Origin of the sequence: Gulosibacter massiliensis (assembly GCF_900626105.1) — a bacterium.
GTDB lineage: Bacteria > Actinomycetota > Actinomycetes > Actinomycetales > Microbacteriaceae > Gulosibacter > Gulosibacter sediminis.
Genome location: NZ_UYZX01000002.1, coordinates 367,989 through 383,411, shown reverse-complemented (window position 1 = coordinate 383,411; position 15,423 = coordinate 367,989). Strand labels below are relative to the sequence as shown.

At 62.4% G+C, this 15,423-nt stretch carries 8 protein-coding genes and 3 rRNA genes; 3 read left to right on the top strand and 8 right to left on the bottom strand.

The features are described 5' to 3' along the window. The first annotated feature begins 9 nt into the window (after positions 1-9). Complete coding sequence (locus EJL01_RS11570; RefSeq protein ID WP_125107784.1) at positions 10-813, top strand: sugar phosphate isomerase/epimerase family protein; 804 nt, start codon at positions 10-12, stop codon at positions 811-813. A gap of 94 nt (positions 814-907) precedes the next feature. On the opposite strand, the gene rrf is transcribed toward EJL01_RS11570, so the two are convergent. From rrf to EJL01_RS11540, 6 genes are all read right to left on the bottom strand, one after another. Then, a 5S ribosomal RNA gene (rrf, locus tag EJL01_RS11565) occupies positions 908-1,024 on the bottom strand. Positions 1,025-1,121: 97 nt separating this feature from the next. Then, positions 1,122-4,191 (bottom strand): 23S ribosomal RNA (locus EJL01_RS11560). Between the two features lie 457 nt (positions 4,192-4,648). Further along, positions 4,649-6,171: ribosomal RNA gene (locus tag EJL01_RS11555) — 16S ribosomal RNA — on the bottom strand. The 16S, 23S and 5S rRNA genes sit together here, the layout of an rRNA operon. A 433-nt stretch (positions 6,172-6,604) precedes the next feature. Continuing rightward, a complete protein-coding gene (locus EJL01_RS11550) occupies positions 6,605-8,944 on the bottom strand; it encodes a YhgE/Pip domain-containing protein (protein WP_125107783.1) in 2,340 nt (779 codons plus the stop codon). Continuing rightward, positions 8,941-11,880 (bottom strand): MMPL family transporter, encoded by a 2,940-nt coding sequence (locus EJL01_RS11545; RefSeq protein WP_125107782.1) that lies wholly within the window; start codon positions 11,878-11,880, stop codon positions 8,941-8,943. The genes EJL01_RS11550 and EJL01_RS11545 overlap by 4 nt, the downstream gene beginning before the upstream one ends. 12 nt (positions 11,881-11,892) lie before the next feature. Then, complete coding sequence (locus EJL01_RS11540) at positions 11,893-12,471, bottom strand: TetR/AcrR family transcriptional regulator (protein ID WP_125107781.1); 579 nt, start codon at positions 12,469-12,471, stop codon at positions 11,893-11,895. Between the two features lie 168 nt (positions 12,472-12,639). Here EJL01_RS11540 and EJL01_RS11535 point away from each other — a divergent pair, with 168 nt between their 5' ends. Then, positions 12,640-12,834 (top strand): hypothetical protein, encoded by a 195-nt coding sequence (locus EJL01_RS11535; protein ID WP_125107780.1) that lies wholly within the window; start codon positions 12,640-12,642, stop codon positions 12,832-12,834. 104 nt (positions 12,835-12,938) lie between these two features. Next, positions 12,939-13,769 (top strand): hypothetical protein, encoded by an 831-nt coding sequence (locus tag EJL01_RS11530; RefSeq protein ID WP_125107779.1) that lies wholly within the window; start codon positions 12,939-12,941, stop codon positions 13,767-13,769. Between the two features lie 69 nt (positions 13,770-13,838). Here EJL01_RS11530 and EJL01_RS11525 read toward each other — a convergent pair whose 3' ends face one another. Beyond that, on the bottom strand, positions 13,839-14,483 hold the full coding sequence (locus tag EJL01_RS11525; RefSeq protein WP_125107778.1) for a vitamin K epoxide reductase family protein: 645 nt from the start codon (positions 14,481-14,483) through the stop codon (positions 13,839-13,841). Positions 14,484-14,486: 3 nt separating this feature from the next. Beyond that, complete coding sequence (locus EJL01_RS11520; RefSeq protein WP_125107777.1) at positions 14,487-15,350, bottom strand: DsbA family protein; 864 nt, start codon at positions 15,348-15,350, stop codon at positions 14,487-14,489. Positions 15,351-15,423: the final 73 nt, after the last annotated feature.

Below are 15,423 nucleotides of genomic sequence, written 5' to 3'. Positions count from 1 at the left end.
CTGACCGCGATGATCAAGATCGGTATGAGCACCTCGTGCACTTTCCCCAAACCAACGGCGCAGTCCTTCCAGATTGCGGCGGCCGCCGGCTACGACGGCATGGAGGTGATGGTGTCGACGGAAAACGACTCACGCAACCCGCACACGCTGCGTGCGCTGTCGCATCGCTTCGAACTGCCCGTGCTGTCGATTCACGCGCCGGTGCTGTTCTATACACAGTTCGTGTGGGGCACCAAGCCCGACGAAAAGCTGGTGCGCACCGTTGACCTCGCACATGAGGTCGGCGCGACGACGGTGGTCGTGCACCCGCCGTTTCGCTGGCAGGGCCAATACGCCACTCGCTTCGAGGAGCTCGTAACGAAGCTCGAGCACGACTCCGGCATCGCCATGGCCGTCGAGAACATGTTCCCGTGGAACGTCGCCGGTAGCCAGAAGGCCTATCTACCCGGCACCAACCCGATCGAGATGAACGTCGAGTCGATCACCCTCGATTTCTCGCACGCCGCGCTCTCTGGCGACGACTCGTTCGAGATGGCCAAGGCGGCCGGCGACCGCCTCCGCCACATCCACCTCTGCGATGGCGAAGCGCCAAACGACAAAAAGCGCCTCTTTGACGAACACAGGATGCCCGGTCAAGGCGGCCAGCCCGTTGAAAAGACGCTGCGCTACCTCGCTGATCGCGGCTGGGATGGCCAAGTCGTGGCCGAGGTGAATACCCGCTCGGCGCGAAAGGACGAAGCAAAGCGCCTGCACATGCTTCGCGAAACACTCGAGTTCGCGCGTGAACACACGACGGTCGACTTCCCCAACTAATCCCGGAGCTCCGGCTCCGGCCGGGGCTCGAGAAAACGTCCGGAAAAAGCAAGAAGGGGTTCCCCAAAATGGGGAACCCCTTCTCTTAAGTTAAGTTCGGCGGTGTCCTACTCTCCCACAAGGTCCCCCTTGCAGTACCATCGGCGCAAAGACGCTTAGCTTCCGGGTTCGGAATGTAACCGGGCGTTTCCATCTCGCTAAAACCACCGAAACACTTTCTAACACACTCATCGTATGTCAAGAACCACACAGGGACGCGAACAACTCACACAACAGCAACATACACATACACATACTCAGTGAGAAAATTATTGAAGTCTTCGGCGTATTAGTACCGGTCAGCTCCACACCTTACAGCGCTTCCACATCCGGCCTATCAACCCAGTCATCTACTGGACACCTCACCCCAACAAAGGGTAGGAAGTCTCATCTTGGAGCCGGCTTCCCGCTTAGATGCTTTCAGCGGTTATCCGTTCCGAACGTAGCCAATCAGCCATGCCCTTGGCAGAACAACTGACACACCAGAGGTTCGTCCTTCTCGGTCCTCTCGTACTAAAGAAAGATCTCCTCAAACTTCCAACGCGCGCAGCGGATAGAGACCGAACTGTCTCACGACGTTCTGAACCCAGCTCGCGTACCGCTTTAATGGGCGAACAGCCCAACCCTTGGGACCTACTCCAGCCCCAGGATGCGACGAGCCGACATCGAGGTGCCAAACCATGCCGTCGATATGGACTCTTGGGCAAGATCAGCCTGTTATCCCCGAGGTACCTTTTATCCGTTGAGCGACAGCGCTTCCACAAGCCACTGCCGGATCACTAGTCCCGACTTTCGTCCCTGCTCCACCTGTCAGTGTCACAGTCAAGCTCCCTTGTGCACTTACACTCGAAATCTGATTACCAACCAGACTGAGGGAACCTTTGGGCGCCTCCGTTACTCTTTGGGAGGCAACCGCCCCAGTTAAACTACCCACCAGGCACTGTCCCTGAACCGGATCACGGTTCGAAGTTAGATAATCAGAGTGACCAGAGTGGTATTTCAACAACGACTCCACCAACACTAGCGTGCCAGCTTCACAGTCTCCCACCTATCCTACACAAGCCACACCAATCACCAATACCAAGCTATAGTAAAGGTCACGGGGTCTTTTCGTCCTGCTGCGCGTAACGAGCATCTTTACTCGTACTGCAATTTCGCCGAGTTCGCGGTGGAGACAGCTGGGAAGTCGTTACGCCATTCGTGCAGGTCGGAACTTACCCGACAAGGAATTTCGCTACCTTAGGATGGTTATAGTTACCACCGCCGTTTACTGGGGCTTAAATTCTGTGCTTCGCCAAAGCTAACACTTCCTCTTAACCTTCCAGCACCGGGCAGGCGTCAGTCCGTATACATCGTCTTGCAACTTCGCACGGACCTGTGTTTTTGATAAACAGTCGCTTCCCACTAGTCTCTGCGGCCACCACACCCTTTCGGAGTAAATCCTAATAAGTGGATGGCCCCCCTTCTCCCGAAGTTACGGGGGCATTTTGCCGAGTTCCTTCACCACGATTCTCTCGAACTCCTTAGTATTCTCTACCTAACCACCTGTGTCGGTTTGGGGTACGGGCAACTCAGACCTCGCGTCGATGCTTTTCTTGGCAGCAGAGGATCACCAACTTCGCCATTACGGCTTCCGCGTCAGTTCTCAGGCATCCACGTGGCGGATTTACCAACCACGAACCCTACAACCTTGCCCGGATACAACCATTCACCCGGATTGGCTACCTTTCTGCGTCACACCTGTTACTACGCTACCCGCCCCAGCATAGGTTCGAACGCTCCATCCCCACACCACACCAAAGGCGCAGCAGGGAACTTCAGGCTCTTAGCATCACTGGATTGGATTGGACGGTCTTTCGCCGGTACGGGAATATCAACCCGTTGTCCATCGACTACGCCTGTCGGCCTCGCCTTAGGTCCCGACTTACCCAGGGAAGATTAGCTTGACCCTGGAACCCTTGGTTATTCGGAGGACGGGTTTCTCACCCGTCTTTCGCTACTCATGCCTGCATTCTCACTCGTGTACCGTCCACGACCACGTTCCCGTGCCGCTTCACCCAGTACACGACGCTCTCCTACCCAGCCCAACAAATGGACTGCCACAATTTCGGTGGTGTGCTTGAGCCCCGTTACATTGTCGGCGCGGAATCACTTGACCAGTGAGCTATTACGCACTCTTTCAAGGGTGGCTGCTTCTAAGCCAACCTCCTGGTTGTCACTGCAACTCCACATCCTTTTCCACTTAGCACACGCTTAGGGACCTTAATTGGTGGTCTGGGTTGTTTCCCTCTCGACAATGAAGCTTATCCCCCACTGTCTCACTGCTGCGCTCTCACTTACTGGCATTCGGAGTTTGGCTGACGTCAGTAACCCGGTAAGGCCCATTAGCCATCCAGTAGCTCTACCTCCAGCAAGAAACACGCAACGCTGCACCTAAATGCATTTCGGAGAGAACCAGCTATCACGAAGTTTGATTGGCCTTTCACCCCTAACCACAGCTCATCCCCCCAGTTTTCAACCTAGGTGGGTTCGGTCCTCCACGACGTCTTACCGACGCTTCAACCTGGCCATGGCTAGATCACTTCGCTTCGGGTCTAGAACATGCGACTCAACGCCCTCTTCAGACTCGCTTTCGCTACGGCTACCCCACACGGGTTAACCTCGCCACACATCACTAACTCGCAGGCTCATTCTTCAAAAGGCACGCCGTCACCCCGAAAGGCTCCGACGGATTGTAAGCAAACGGTTTCAGGAACTATTTCACTCCCCTCCCGGGGTGCTTTTCACCTTTCCCTCACGGTACTTGTCCGCTATCGGTCATCTGGAAGTATTTAGGCTTATCGGGTGGTCCCGACAGATTCACACAAAGTTTCACGGGCTCCGTGCTACTTGGGATACTCATCAGCACCAACACACTGTTTCGGATACGGGACTCCCACCCCCTACGGTCAGGCATTCAAACCTGTTCTCCTACACTGCATCAGACACTCGTCGCGTGGTAGCACGACACAACAAGTCCCACAACCCCGACCATGCAACCCCTACCAGGTATCACACACAACCGGTTTAGCCTCATCCGCGTTCGCTCGCCACTACTAACGGAATCACAATTGTTTTCTCTTCCTGCGGGTACTGAGATGTTTCACTTCCCCGCGTTCCCCCTCAACACCCTATACATTCAGGTGCGAGTAACCACAATAAATGTGGCCAGGTTTCCCCATTCGGAAATCCTCGGATCAACGCCCGTTTATCGGCTCCCCGAGGCTTATCGCAGATTACTACGTCCTTCATCGGCTCCAGATGCCAAGGCATCCACCGTTCGCTCTTAGCAACTTCAAAATCACCAAGTACGATACATAAGAATAAGAATCAAAAAAATTTGAACTCTAGAAATCTAGAAACTATTACACCACCACGCACCATCAAGCCACCAACAGCGACTCAACACTACGCGACAGCTAATAAGATGCTCGCGTCCACTATGTAGTTCTCAACATACAATCAGCACCGCCCCACACCACCGAACATTCCATTCCGTGGCCTGCAATGGTCTGCAGGAAACCGCCACCCAACCCGAAGGCCTGGCAGTTGACCGGTCCCCAAGGACCCAACAGCGTGCACACAGCGCAACAGCTCCACAACACCCCTTCCACCGGCTCGCGAACGAACCAGGTACTAACGCATCACGTCACTCCCACACTTGCCATATGTTCCACCCTTGAGCACCCACTCACCACACTCGGATGAGACTGGGCACCACGACCACACTGATTGTGACCGTGTCAATGCTCCTTAGAAAGGAGGTGATCCAGCCGCACCTTCCGGTACGGCTACCTTGTTACGACTTAGTCCTAATCACCGATCCCACCTTCGACAGCTCCCTCCACAAGGGTTAGGCCACCGGCTTCGGGTGTTACCGACTTTCATGACTTGACGGGCGGTGTGTACAAGGCCCGGGAACGTATTCACCGCAGCGTTGCTGATCTGCGATTACTAGCGACTCCGACTTCATGGGGTCGAGTTGCAGACCCCAATCCGAACTGAGACCGGCTTTTTGGGATTCGCTCCACCTCGCGGTATCGCAGCCCATTGTACCGGCCATTGTAGCATGCGTGAAGCCCAAGACATAAGGGGCATGATGATTTGACGTCATCCCCACCTTCCTCCGTGTTGACCACGGCAGTATCCCATGAGTTCCCACCATAACGTGCTGGCAACATAGGACGAGGGTTGCGCTCGTTGCCGGACTTAACCGAACATCTCACGACACGAGCTGACGACAACCATGCACCACCTGTATACCGACTGCAAGCAGGGCAACCATCTCTGGAAGTTTCCGGTATATGTCAAGCCTTGGTAAGGTTCTTCGCGTTGCATCGAATTAATCCGCATGCTCCGCCGCTTGTGCGGGCCCCCGTCAATTCCTTTGAGTTTTAGCCTTGCGGCCGTACTCCCCAGGCGGGGCGCTTAATGCGTTAGCTACGACACAGAAACCGTGGAATGGTCCCCACATCTAGCGCCCAACGTTTACGGCATGGACTACCAGGGTATCTAATCCTGTTCGCTCCCCATGCTTTCGCTCCTCAGCGTCAGTAACGGCCCAGAGATCTGCCTTCGCCATCGGTGTTCCTCCTGATATCTGCGCATTCCACCGCTACACCAGGAATTCCAATCTCCCCTACCGCACTCAAGTCTGCCCGTACCCACTGCAGGCCCGAGGTTGAGCCTCGGGATTTCACAGCAGACGCGACAAACCGCCTACGAGCTCTTTACGCCCAATAATTCCGGACAACGCTTGCACCCTACGTATTACCGCGGCTGCTGGCACGTAGTTAGCCGGTGCTTTTTCTGCAGGTACCGTCACTTTCGCTTCTTCCCTACTAAAAGAGGTTTACAACCCGAAGGCCGTCATCCCTCACGCGGCGTTGCTGCATCAGGCTTGCGCCCATTGTGCAATATTCCCCACTGCTGCCTCCCGTAGGAGTCTGGGCCGTGTCTCAGTCCCAGTGTGGCCGGTCACCCTCTCAGGCCGGCTACCCGTCGTCGCCTTGGTGGGCCTTTACCCCGCCAACAAGCTGATAGGCCGTGAGCCGATCCGAAACCGAAAAATCTTTCCAACCAGAGGAGATGCCTCCCTGGCACATATCCAGTATTAGCCACCGTTTCCGGTGGTTATTCCAGAGTTTCGGGCACGTTGCTCACGTGTTACTCACCCGTTCGCCACTAATCCACCCAGCAAGCTGGCCTTCATCGTTCGACTTGCATGTGTTAAGCACGCCGCCAGCGTTCGTCCTGAGCCAGGATCAAACTCTCCGTAAAAAATGAGTTCAATCCAGAATCAAAACACCAAAATTAATCTGGCGATCATCATCCAAAATATTAAAAAAAGGAACCAAATAAACCAGCCAGCCGAAGCTAGCCAGTCACGAGGTAACCATATAAAAAATGGCATATGACAATTTATTTAGTGCACACTGTTGAGTTCTCAAAGACCAATCGCTTTCGGTTTCTGCGGCGGTTATTTCCCTGCCGCTTCTGTCCGAAGCAACCTGATTAGCTTATACCCAGTAACTTTCGTTTGTCAACCTGGCGTTTCCGTCTTGTTCAGACTCTGTTTCCGGTCAGACCCTCGGAGCTCTTAGAGCATCAAGCTCGGCTCGTAGTGAGCCTCGCACCCGGTCTTGGGCTTTGCTGCCCCTTCCGGCGCAACTCCATAAGCTTATGACATCGAATTCCGTTGCGTCAAATCGCGTCACGCGTGACGTTCCGATAGTGCGCTGACCAGGGATTTTGCGGTGGCGTGTCGGCGTGTCGTCATGACGATGGTGGCGATCACGGCCGCCGCAGCGGTCATCAGCACCACCAAGATCGCCGGTCCAACCACCGCTCCCGTACTTGCCCCCGCATAGCCGGCCTGCATTCCGGCGGCCAACTGGGCCAACGGAGCCCAACCACTCACCGTCTCCACCCAGCCCGAACGAAGCTCGAGCGGGAAGAAGCCGCGCACGAGCAGCAGCTGCAGCGCCAACGCGACGAGCGAGGTCAGCACCGCCGTTCGGCGCTTCGCACACGCGGCGAAGAGCAGGTGCAACGCGACCGTGACCGCGGTGCCAAGTAGCGCGAACAGAATCGTGATGCCTATGCCCGCCCACGGCACCCCGAAGAACACGTGCTGCGCGAGCGTCACGACGCCGGCAACGATGAGCACGGGCTGCGCCAACCGGCGCGTGGCCGCGAGCAGGATGCTCCAGGTCGACGCGCTCGACGCAAGCATTTCATCGGTGACGAGTCCTCGACGCAGCGAGGCAATGAGCCCGGCAAGCCAAATGCCGATGGGCAGCAGGAGCGCCGCAAGCATCCCGGCGAACGTGGGGTTGTGCACGCCGTTCACCTCGGCAACGACGGGCTGCGCCACCGCTTCGGCAAACGCATCCGGGTCGCCGATCGCGTTCTTCGCCTGATCGGCGCCGTCCTGCAGCGACTGCGACATCGTGCTCGCGCCCTCGCGCAGGCTCTGGATACCGTCGCCGAGCTCGTCCCCGCCATCTACGAGCTGCTGCTGACCGTCGGCAAGCTGCGTGAGCCCGTCCGAGAGCTCGCCGGCGCCGCTCGAAAGCTCGCTCGCACCGCCGGTGAGCTGGCCACCCGCATCCTGCAGTTGCCCGCCCGCGTCGCTGAGCTGCGTCGATGCGCCGCTCAGCTGCGATGCGCCCGACGAGAGCTCGCCCGCGCCAGAGGAGAGCTCTCCCCCGCCGCTCACCAGTTCATCCCCTGCCGTCGAGAGTTCGCTCGCGCCCTGCGCCGATGCGGTGACGCCCTCGGTGTACTGCGTGAGGCCGTCGGCGAGCTGGCCCAGCTGGTCTCCGGCATCCTGAACACCTCCCACCTGGTCGATCAGCGAATTGAGTTCGCTCTCGATGCCGCCAAGGTCAACGGTGCCGCCGGGCAGCTGGTTCTGCAGCTGCTCAACCGCGCCGCGGCACGCGTCGGCCTGCGCCGGGTCAATCGCCTCGAGCTGATCGCAATATGTCGTTAGCGCGCTCGGGTCGACCGAGTCGAGCTGCGAAAGCAGGGTGCTGAGCTGCTCGAGGCCCGCGAGCGCCTGATCAATGTTGCCGCTGTTCGATTCGAGCTGGCCCGCGATGTCGTTGAGCTGGCCTGCCGCATCCTGCAACTGCCCGCTGCCCGCATCCAACTGGCCGAGCCCGTCGGCGAGCTGCTGCACCCCGTCGACGTACTGCCCAACTCCGTCGGTGTAGGTGTCGATGCCGCCAGCAAACTCGGTTACGCCGGAGGCGAGTTGGACGGCGCCCGAGGCGTACTGGCCAACACCGTCGAGGTAGGAGTCGACGCCCGAAACGTACTGTTCGACGCCGTCGCCGAACTCGCTCGCGCCGTCGCTGAGCTGCGAAGCACCGTCAGCAGCCTGGCTGCCCGCATCCGCGAGCTCCTGCGCGCCGTCTTGGTACTGCGTGAAGCCCGAACCGAGTTCGCCCGCGCCATCGGCGAGTTGCTGCGCGCCGTCGGCCGCCTGCTCGAGGCCGTCGGCCGAGTCGTTGAGCCCGTCGGCAAGCCCAACCGCTACCTGGTTCGTGAGCTGCTGCCCGAACTCGGCGGTCATACCGTCGAAGAGTTGCTGGGTGACCTCGCCGGTCATCCAATCGGCCGACTGGCTCACGGTCACGTTGATGCGCGCGGCCTCGGGCTCGCCACCGCCGAGCGACACGACCGCCGCCGAGAAGTTCTCGGGAATCTCGACGGCCGCGTATGCGGTGCCGTCGTCGAGCCGTTGCTGCGCCGTCTCGGCGTTGACGAGCTCCCAGCTATACGCGCCGGCGTTCTCGGGGTCGGTGAGCCAGGTGACGAGCAAGCGGCCCGCGACCACCTGCGTCGTCGTGCCGTCGTTGTTCGCCTGCTCGACCATCTGGTCGCTGTTCACCAGCACGACAGGAAGTGCGTCGTCGCGCTGGTTGCTGCCACTCAGCGCAGCGAAGTAGAGGCCAACAATCGCGAGCGGCAGCAAAACCGCGATGACGATGTTGCGAATACGAGCGCCGGTAAAGCCGGTCGCGGTGCGCTGCGTGCCGCTCATCGGTGCAGCTCCTTTCGAGCAGAAGAATCAAAATCGGCGGATGCTGGGCTCGCTTTCGCCCGGAGGAGGTCGATGACCTCGATCTCGCGTCCGAGCTCCCGCAGCTGTGTGGCGTCGAACGCCATGCCCGTGGTGAGGACGAGGGTGACGTCGGCCCTGATGAGTCGCTGCACGGCGGCGACCACCCGCGCGACGAGACCACCCGAGCGCGCGTCGAAGCCGAGCGCGCCGACCTCGAGCACGAGCAATTCGGGGAGCTCGACCACTGCGGCGCCCGCGAGCGCGATGGCGCGGCCGAGCGCATCCAGGCTCGTGAGGCGAGTCTGCGCCGTGAGTCGTGGGCCGTCCCAGCCCACCGCACGCAGCGCGGCATCGAGGTCGTCGATTACCGACACGACCTGATGCTCGGCCAGTTCGGTGCGCAGGTCAGTGCGGCCGAACGCGCCGTGGCGGCCGATGAGCTGGCCGAGCGACAGCTCGCGGGCCCGGTCGTCGAGATTGCCAAGGTCGGCGATCGCGACGCGCGAGATCAGCGCGGCGCCGTCACCCGGCAGCGTGCGGCCGAGCACCTGGAGCCGACCGCTATGCGGGTTCACCCGACCCGCGAGGGTCGCGGCGACGACCGCCCGCGGGGCGACGTCGCCGCGCACCACGAGCACGCCACCCGCGGGCACCTCGCCCGTGACCGGTTCGAACGGCGCCCGTTCGTTGCCCACAACAAGGTCTTCGAACGCGATCGCCGCGTGGTGCTGCTGCGCCCACTCGGCTCGCGCGCGGTACTCGCGAAGGTGCTCGCCCTCGATATCGAGGTCGGGCAAGTGGCGTTCGAGCCACTTCGGCAGTTGCCAGGCGTGCTTGCCGAACAGTGCCATGAGCGCGGGCACGAGCGTCATGCGCACGAGGAATGCGTCGAAGAAGATGCCGGCCGCGAGGCCGAGCGCGATCACCTTGATCACCCCCGCGCCCTCAGGAACAAAGGCGACGAATACGAAGAACATGATGAGCGCGGCTGCGGTGACGACGCGCGCCGCCGACGCAAAGCCCTCCTCGATCGCCTCCCTCGGTTTCAGCCCGCGCACGTGGGCCTCGCGCATGCCCGAGACGAGGAACACCTCGTAGTCCATCGCGAGACCGAACACGATGGCGAGCAGGATGACCGGCAGGAACGAGATGATCGGCCCAGGCACGATGCCCATGATCGTGCCGAGCGCGCCGTCTTGGAACACCATGACCACCACGCCGAACGCGGCGAACGCCGAGAGCAGGAAGCTCACGGCCGCCTTGAGCGGCACGAGGATCGAACGGAAAACGAGGGCGAGCAGGATGAAGCTGAGCCCGACGACGACGCCGGCGAAGGGCAAGAGCGCGCCGTTGAGCCGGTCGGTGATGTCGATCTGCACGGCCGTCGAGCCAGTGACCGAGCTCACGGCGTTGTAGTCGGCCTCGATGCCGGCCGCGAGCGCGCGGAGCGCGGCGACGGTCTTCGTCGTCTCGGGGTCGGCGGGCCCGGTCGTCGGGATCACCTGGATGATCGCCGAGTCGACCGTGGGGTTCGGCAGGGCGTCACCGGCGGATGCGACACCCGGCACCGCCGCGACGCGGCCGCGGATCGCTGCGAGATCGTCGACGAGCGTGTCGTTGTCCACCTGCGTGATGTCGAGCATGACGAGCATCGGGCCGTTGCTGCCCTCACCGAAGTGATCGGTGATCATGTCGTACGCCTCGCGGGCGGTTGCACCCTCGGCCTCGTTCTTGCCGCTCGGCAGGGAGGTCTCCATGTGCAGAGCAGGCAGGGCAGTCACCCCGAGTACGCCGATGACGAGAATGACGAACACGATGGGAGCCCGCAGCACCAGCCGCACCCATCGGCGACCCATGGTCGGCTTCGCGTTCTCGCCGGTCTCGCGTCGCCAGACGCGGCTGCCCTCCTTCGGGCGCAGGCGCTCCCCCGCGAGACCGAACAAGGCGGGCAGCAGGGTGAGGGCCGCGAGCAGCGCCATGAGGACGCCGCCCGCCGCCGCGACGCCCATGACCGAGAGGAAGGGGATGTCGACGATGAGCAAGCCAAGCAGCGCCACCATGACGGTGGCCGCGGCGAAGGTCACCGCCGAGCCACTCGTGCCGACGGAGGTCGCGGCCGATTCCTCGACCCGCATCCCCTTAGCCAGCTGGTTGCGGTGCCGCGACAAGATGAACAGGGCGTAGTCGATGCCGACCGCGATGCCGATCATTACGGCGAGCAGCGGGCTCGCGTTCGAGACGACGACGAAGCGGGTAACAAACAGCAGTACGCCCATCGTTACGCCGACCGCCATGAGCGCCGAGCCGAGCGGCAGACCGGCCGCGAGCACCGAGCCGAAGGCGACGATGAGCACGATGGCGGCGAAGGCCACGCCGATCGCCTCGGTGACGGTGAGCCCGTAGGTGATGTCCTGGTAAAGGGTGCCGCCGAACTCCACGCGCAGGCCGTCGTCTGCCAACGTCTCGGCGATGTCGACGACGTTCTGCTTGTCGTCGCCAAGCTTGTCCATCATGTCGGTGTCGAACTGCACCTGGATGATCGCGGCCTCGCCGTCGTCGCTGAGCGTGCCGGTCGCGTACTCCGAGTACGGGTCGAGCGCCTGTGTCACGTGCTCGAGGTCGCTGATGTCACTCGCGACCTGCGCGAGCTCGTCGCGGTGGGTGTCGATTGCGCTGCCGTCGGTCGTCTCGATCACGACCTGGGCGCTCAGCCCCGCGACTTCGGGGAACACCTGCGCGAGGCGGTCGAGCGCATCCTGCGACTCGCTGCCGGGAATCTCGAACGACTCGTTCATCTGCCCGCCGAGCCCCAGCCCGAGGCCCAACGCGGCGGCAAATACGACGAGCCAGGAGACAAGCACCTGCCAGGCGTGCCGAAATGAAAAGCGTCCGATGCGATAGAGAAGCAGCGCCACTGGATGAAGTCCTTAGAGCGAGGGGGCGAGGGTGAGTTGGCAGACGAGCTGCGCGATGGCGTCGAGGCTCGTGAACCCCGGGAATTCAACGTCGAACTGCGGGAAGTCGGCAGCATCGGCGTCTTCGGAGTCGACCGAGAGCACGTAGGCGATGCCGATGAACGCGACCACGGCGCGCGTCGGCGCGGTCGGATCGTTCGGCGCAAGCTTCGCCGCAACGCGCTGGATGATGTCGAGGAAGAAGTTCGCCTCGCGGGCGTCCGGCAGCGAGCGGTGGTGGAAGACGAGCATCCGCACCGCATGGCGGTTATTCACCATGAGTTCGGCCGCGCCTCGCGCCGGGTCGAAGTCGGGCTCGACGTCGAGGCGACGCTCAAGCTCGCGGCTCGCCTCGATCACCGGCGCGAGCACCGCCCGGAAGAGCTCCTCTTTACTGCCAAAGTGATAGAGCACATTCGCCTTCGTGCAGCCGCTGCGCTCGGCAATCTGCTGCAGCGAGACGCCATAGCCGCGGGCGGCGAACTCTTCGAGGGCAACGGTACGGATGCGTTCGGCGAGCTCATGCTTGGCCGGCGTGCTGGGTTCTGTCACGGGGGTCCTTCAGCGGGAGGGGCGATGCAACGTCAAGCCCTGATCGATCGGTCAGCATTAACGGTACACGCCGCCACACCGCGTCGCAATGGCCACAATGGGGCGCTAGGCTGGGTCGCGACATCGCGGCGCTGCGAGCCGCCAACCCACCGCAAGGAGTGATGACCGGTGCGCAAGTATCTACTCAACGGAGCAGTCCTTTCCGCGGTCGCGGGAATCGTGCCCGCAGTGAAGACGACGCAGGAATCGAACTCGACGCTGCGCATCGTCGCGACGTGGATTGCCGTCGGCGCCACGCTCGCCCTCGCGATCGCCGGAGTGCGCGAGCGCGTCGAAGAGGCACGCCAGGAAGAACTCGACTAGTTCCCTGAGCGCGAGTGTCGCACCCGGGTTCTGAGGCGCTGAATCCGTAGGCTTCGTGTACGCGCGCGAGTTTCGCGTGCTCACACGTAGGAAAGGGGTGCCCAATGTTCGGCTGGTTCCGCAAACTTGCCGGCCTCGGCGAACCGCAGGCAGACAGCGCTCAGAACGCTCCGGCTCCGCAGGTCGAACCGACCTCCCCGTCACAGGCCCCCGCCTCGACGCCCCAGGAGTGGGCGCAGCCGCGCGTTGCCGCGCCCCTGCAGTCGACGCCCGCACCCCGGCAGCAGGCCGCCGCTGCCCAGCCGGTCGCGCCGGCCGCCACCGTGCCTGCCGACTACGTCGTGCCAGAGCCGCCGACCGTCGCGGTGCCCGAGCACCCGGTCGTAGCGCCGGTCCAGCCCGCCCCGGCGATTGCCGAGGTCGCGCCCGCCGAGGCGCCGGTACAGGAGCCGCGGTTCGAAGCCGTCGAGCTCGACGCCGTCGATGAGGACGACTACGACGAGCCAGAGGCTGCTGCCGCCGAAACCGAGGAGCCCCGCTACGCCGGCCTCTTCCCGACGCCGTCCTGCCGTCCTGCGATGCCGCTCAGCGCGCATCCGAACTTCGCGGGGCTCGGCCTCGCGCCGGCGCCGCAACACCCGCCGCGGATGCTGCAGCCCGAGGCCGCGCTGACGACTGAGGCCCAGCTCGAGCTGCTGCGCCTGTTCGACGACCTCTTCGGCCCGCGTGGCCGCTACCGCCTCGAGTGGCGCACCGGCCGCGACCCGGGTGACGACGCGGTGTTCTCTGAGATCATGTCGGCCGACCTCGTGCGCCGTGTGCAGAACACGATCGCCGACGTCGCCGAGCTCGAGCGACCCGAACCGCTGCGCGCCATCGAGCCCGCAAAGCCGACGAGCGAAGCTGGCGACGACGAACTCAAGCGCGCGAGCTAAGCTCCCCACAACCACTTCGGGCGGGTGACCAACTGGTCACCCGCCCGAAGTGGTTGTGGGGATGTTCGCTTAGATCATGCTCAGCCGGATCGGCTCCCACATGCCCGCGAGCACGAGCCCGATGACGGCGAGGTACCAGATCACGACGACGACCCAGGCCCAGTTCGCGAGGCCGTGGCCGATTTTCACTCCCCCACGGCCGAGGCGGCCGTTCGCGAGGTTACCGATGGTGGTGAGCGTGACGGTCGGGATCGTGGCGGTCCAGATGACCATGCACCAGAGGCAGAGGGCGCGCAGCTCGAAGGCCGAGTACCACTGCAGGTAGGTGATGAGCACCGCAGCGCCGATCAGGCCAATCTGCAGGCCAACAAAGTACCAGTTCGGCAGCTTCACGCGAGCGACGATCACGACGCCCGAGACGACGGCGATCGTGAAGCAGACGAGACCGAGGATCACGTTCGGGAAGCCGAGGATCGCACCGGCGGTCGAGTTCATCGCCGGCTGGCACGTAACGAAGACGCTGAGGTCGCAGAGCAGCTCGGCGCTCGGGTCGGCGAGGTTGTGGAAGTACTCAATCGTGAGCATGAAGCTCGCGATGAGGCCAATGCCGCCGCCGATGAGGAGGGTCCACCCCGTGACGAGGGTGCGGGCGGCAGCCGGCAAGACCGCCTGACCCTCACCCTCGTCGAGGCGGTCTTCGAGGGTCGTGCTCACGGCTTAGTTCCCCGTTGTGGCGGTCGGCTCGGTCGTCGACTCAGCGGTGGCCGTCGGCTCGGTGGTCGAGTCGGTGGTGGCCGCGGGCTCAGCGCCGATGGCGTCGAGCAACTCGTCGAGCGAGGCGGGCACGGTCTCGAGCAGCGTGCCGTTCACGCCGACCGACGGGGTGCCCGAGATGCCATCTTCGCGGGCGCGCTCGGTGTTGTCGCTGATCCAGCCGCCGTAGTTGCCATCGGCGATGTTCTGGATGACCTCTTCATCGGTGAAGCCGAGGGTCTGCACGTACGACGCGTAGTCGCTGTAGCCCCAGCCGACCTGCGTCTCGGCCGGCACCGAGAAGATGCCGTTCATGACGGTGTAGAAAAGGCTCGGGTCGGAGCTGATGACGCCCGCGGTGGCCGAGCCGGCGTACTGGCCGTAGTCCTGCACGAAGCGGATCATGTGGTAGGTCACCTGCGCGTCGCCGTCGGCAATAACCTGCTCGTACGACGACTCCATGGCCGAGTGGTAGTCCTGGCAGGCAGGGCAGGAGAAGTCGAAGTAGTAGTCAAGCTTCGCGGGAGCGTCGTCGGAGCCAACCACGACGCCGCCGTCCTCCTCGACGCGGATCGGAAGGCTCACGGCGTCGCCCGCCGAGTTCGTGAGCTCGACCTCACCCTCGGCCGACGGCGTGACCTGGTTGCTGAACCACTTCGGTCCCATCACTACGAGCAGGACGATCGCCGCGATCACGACGACGGCGCCAGCCACGATGCCGAGCTGGGCGAACATCCGGCTGCGACGCTTGCGCGCCTCTTCCTTCTTGCGAAGCGCGTTGGCTTCCTCACGAAGCTGTCGAATACGGTCGCGGTCTTTACTGGCCATGCCCTGGGAGTTCCATTCGTGTTGGGAAGGTGCTGGAAGACCCAATTCTAGGTCGCCCCCATGCGAGCTCCCT

Bases quoted from the DNA above. Each gene is read 5' to 3' on its own strand.
- EJL01_RS11570 (WP_125107784.1), top strand. From the start codon at position 10: ATGATCAAGATCGGTATGAGCACCTCGTGCACTTTCCCCAAACCAACG.
- EJL01_RS11550 (WP_125107783.1), bottom strand. From the start codon at position 8,944: ATGAGCGGCACGCAGCGCACCGCGACCGGCTTTACCGGCGCTCGTATT.
- EJL01_RS11520 (WP_125107777.1), bottom strand. From the start codon at position 15,350: ATGGCCAGTAAAGACCGCGACCGTATTCGACAGCTTCGTGAGGAAGCC.
- EJL01_RS11530 (WP_125107779.1), top strand. From the start codon at position 12,939: ATGTTCGGCTGGTTCCGCAAACTTGCCGGCCTCGGCGAACCGCAGGCA.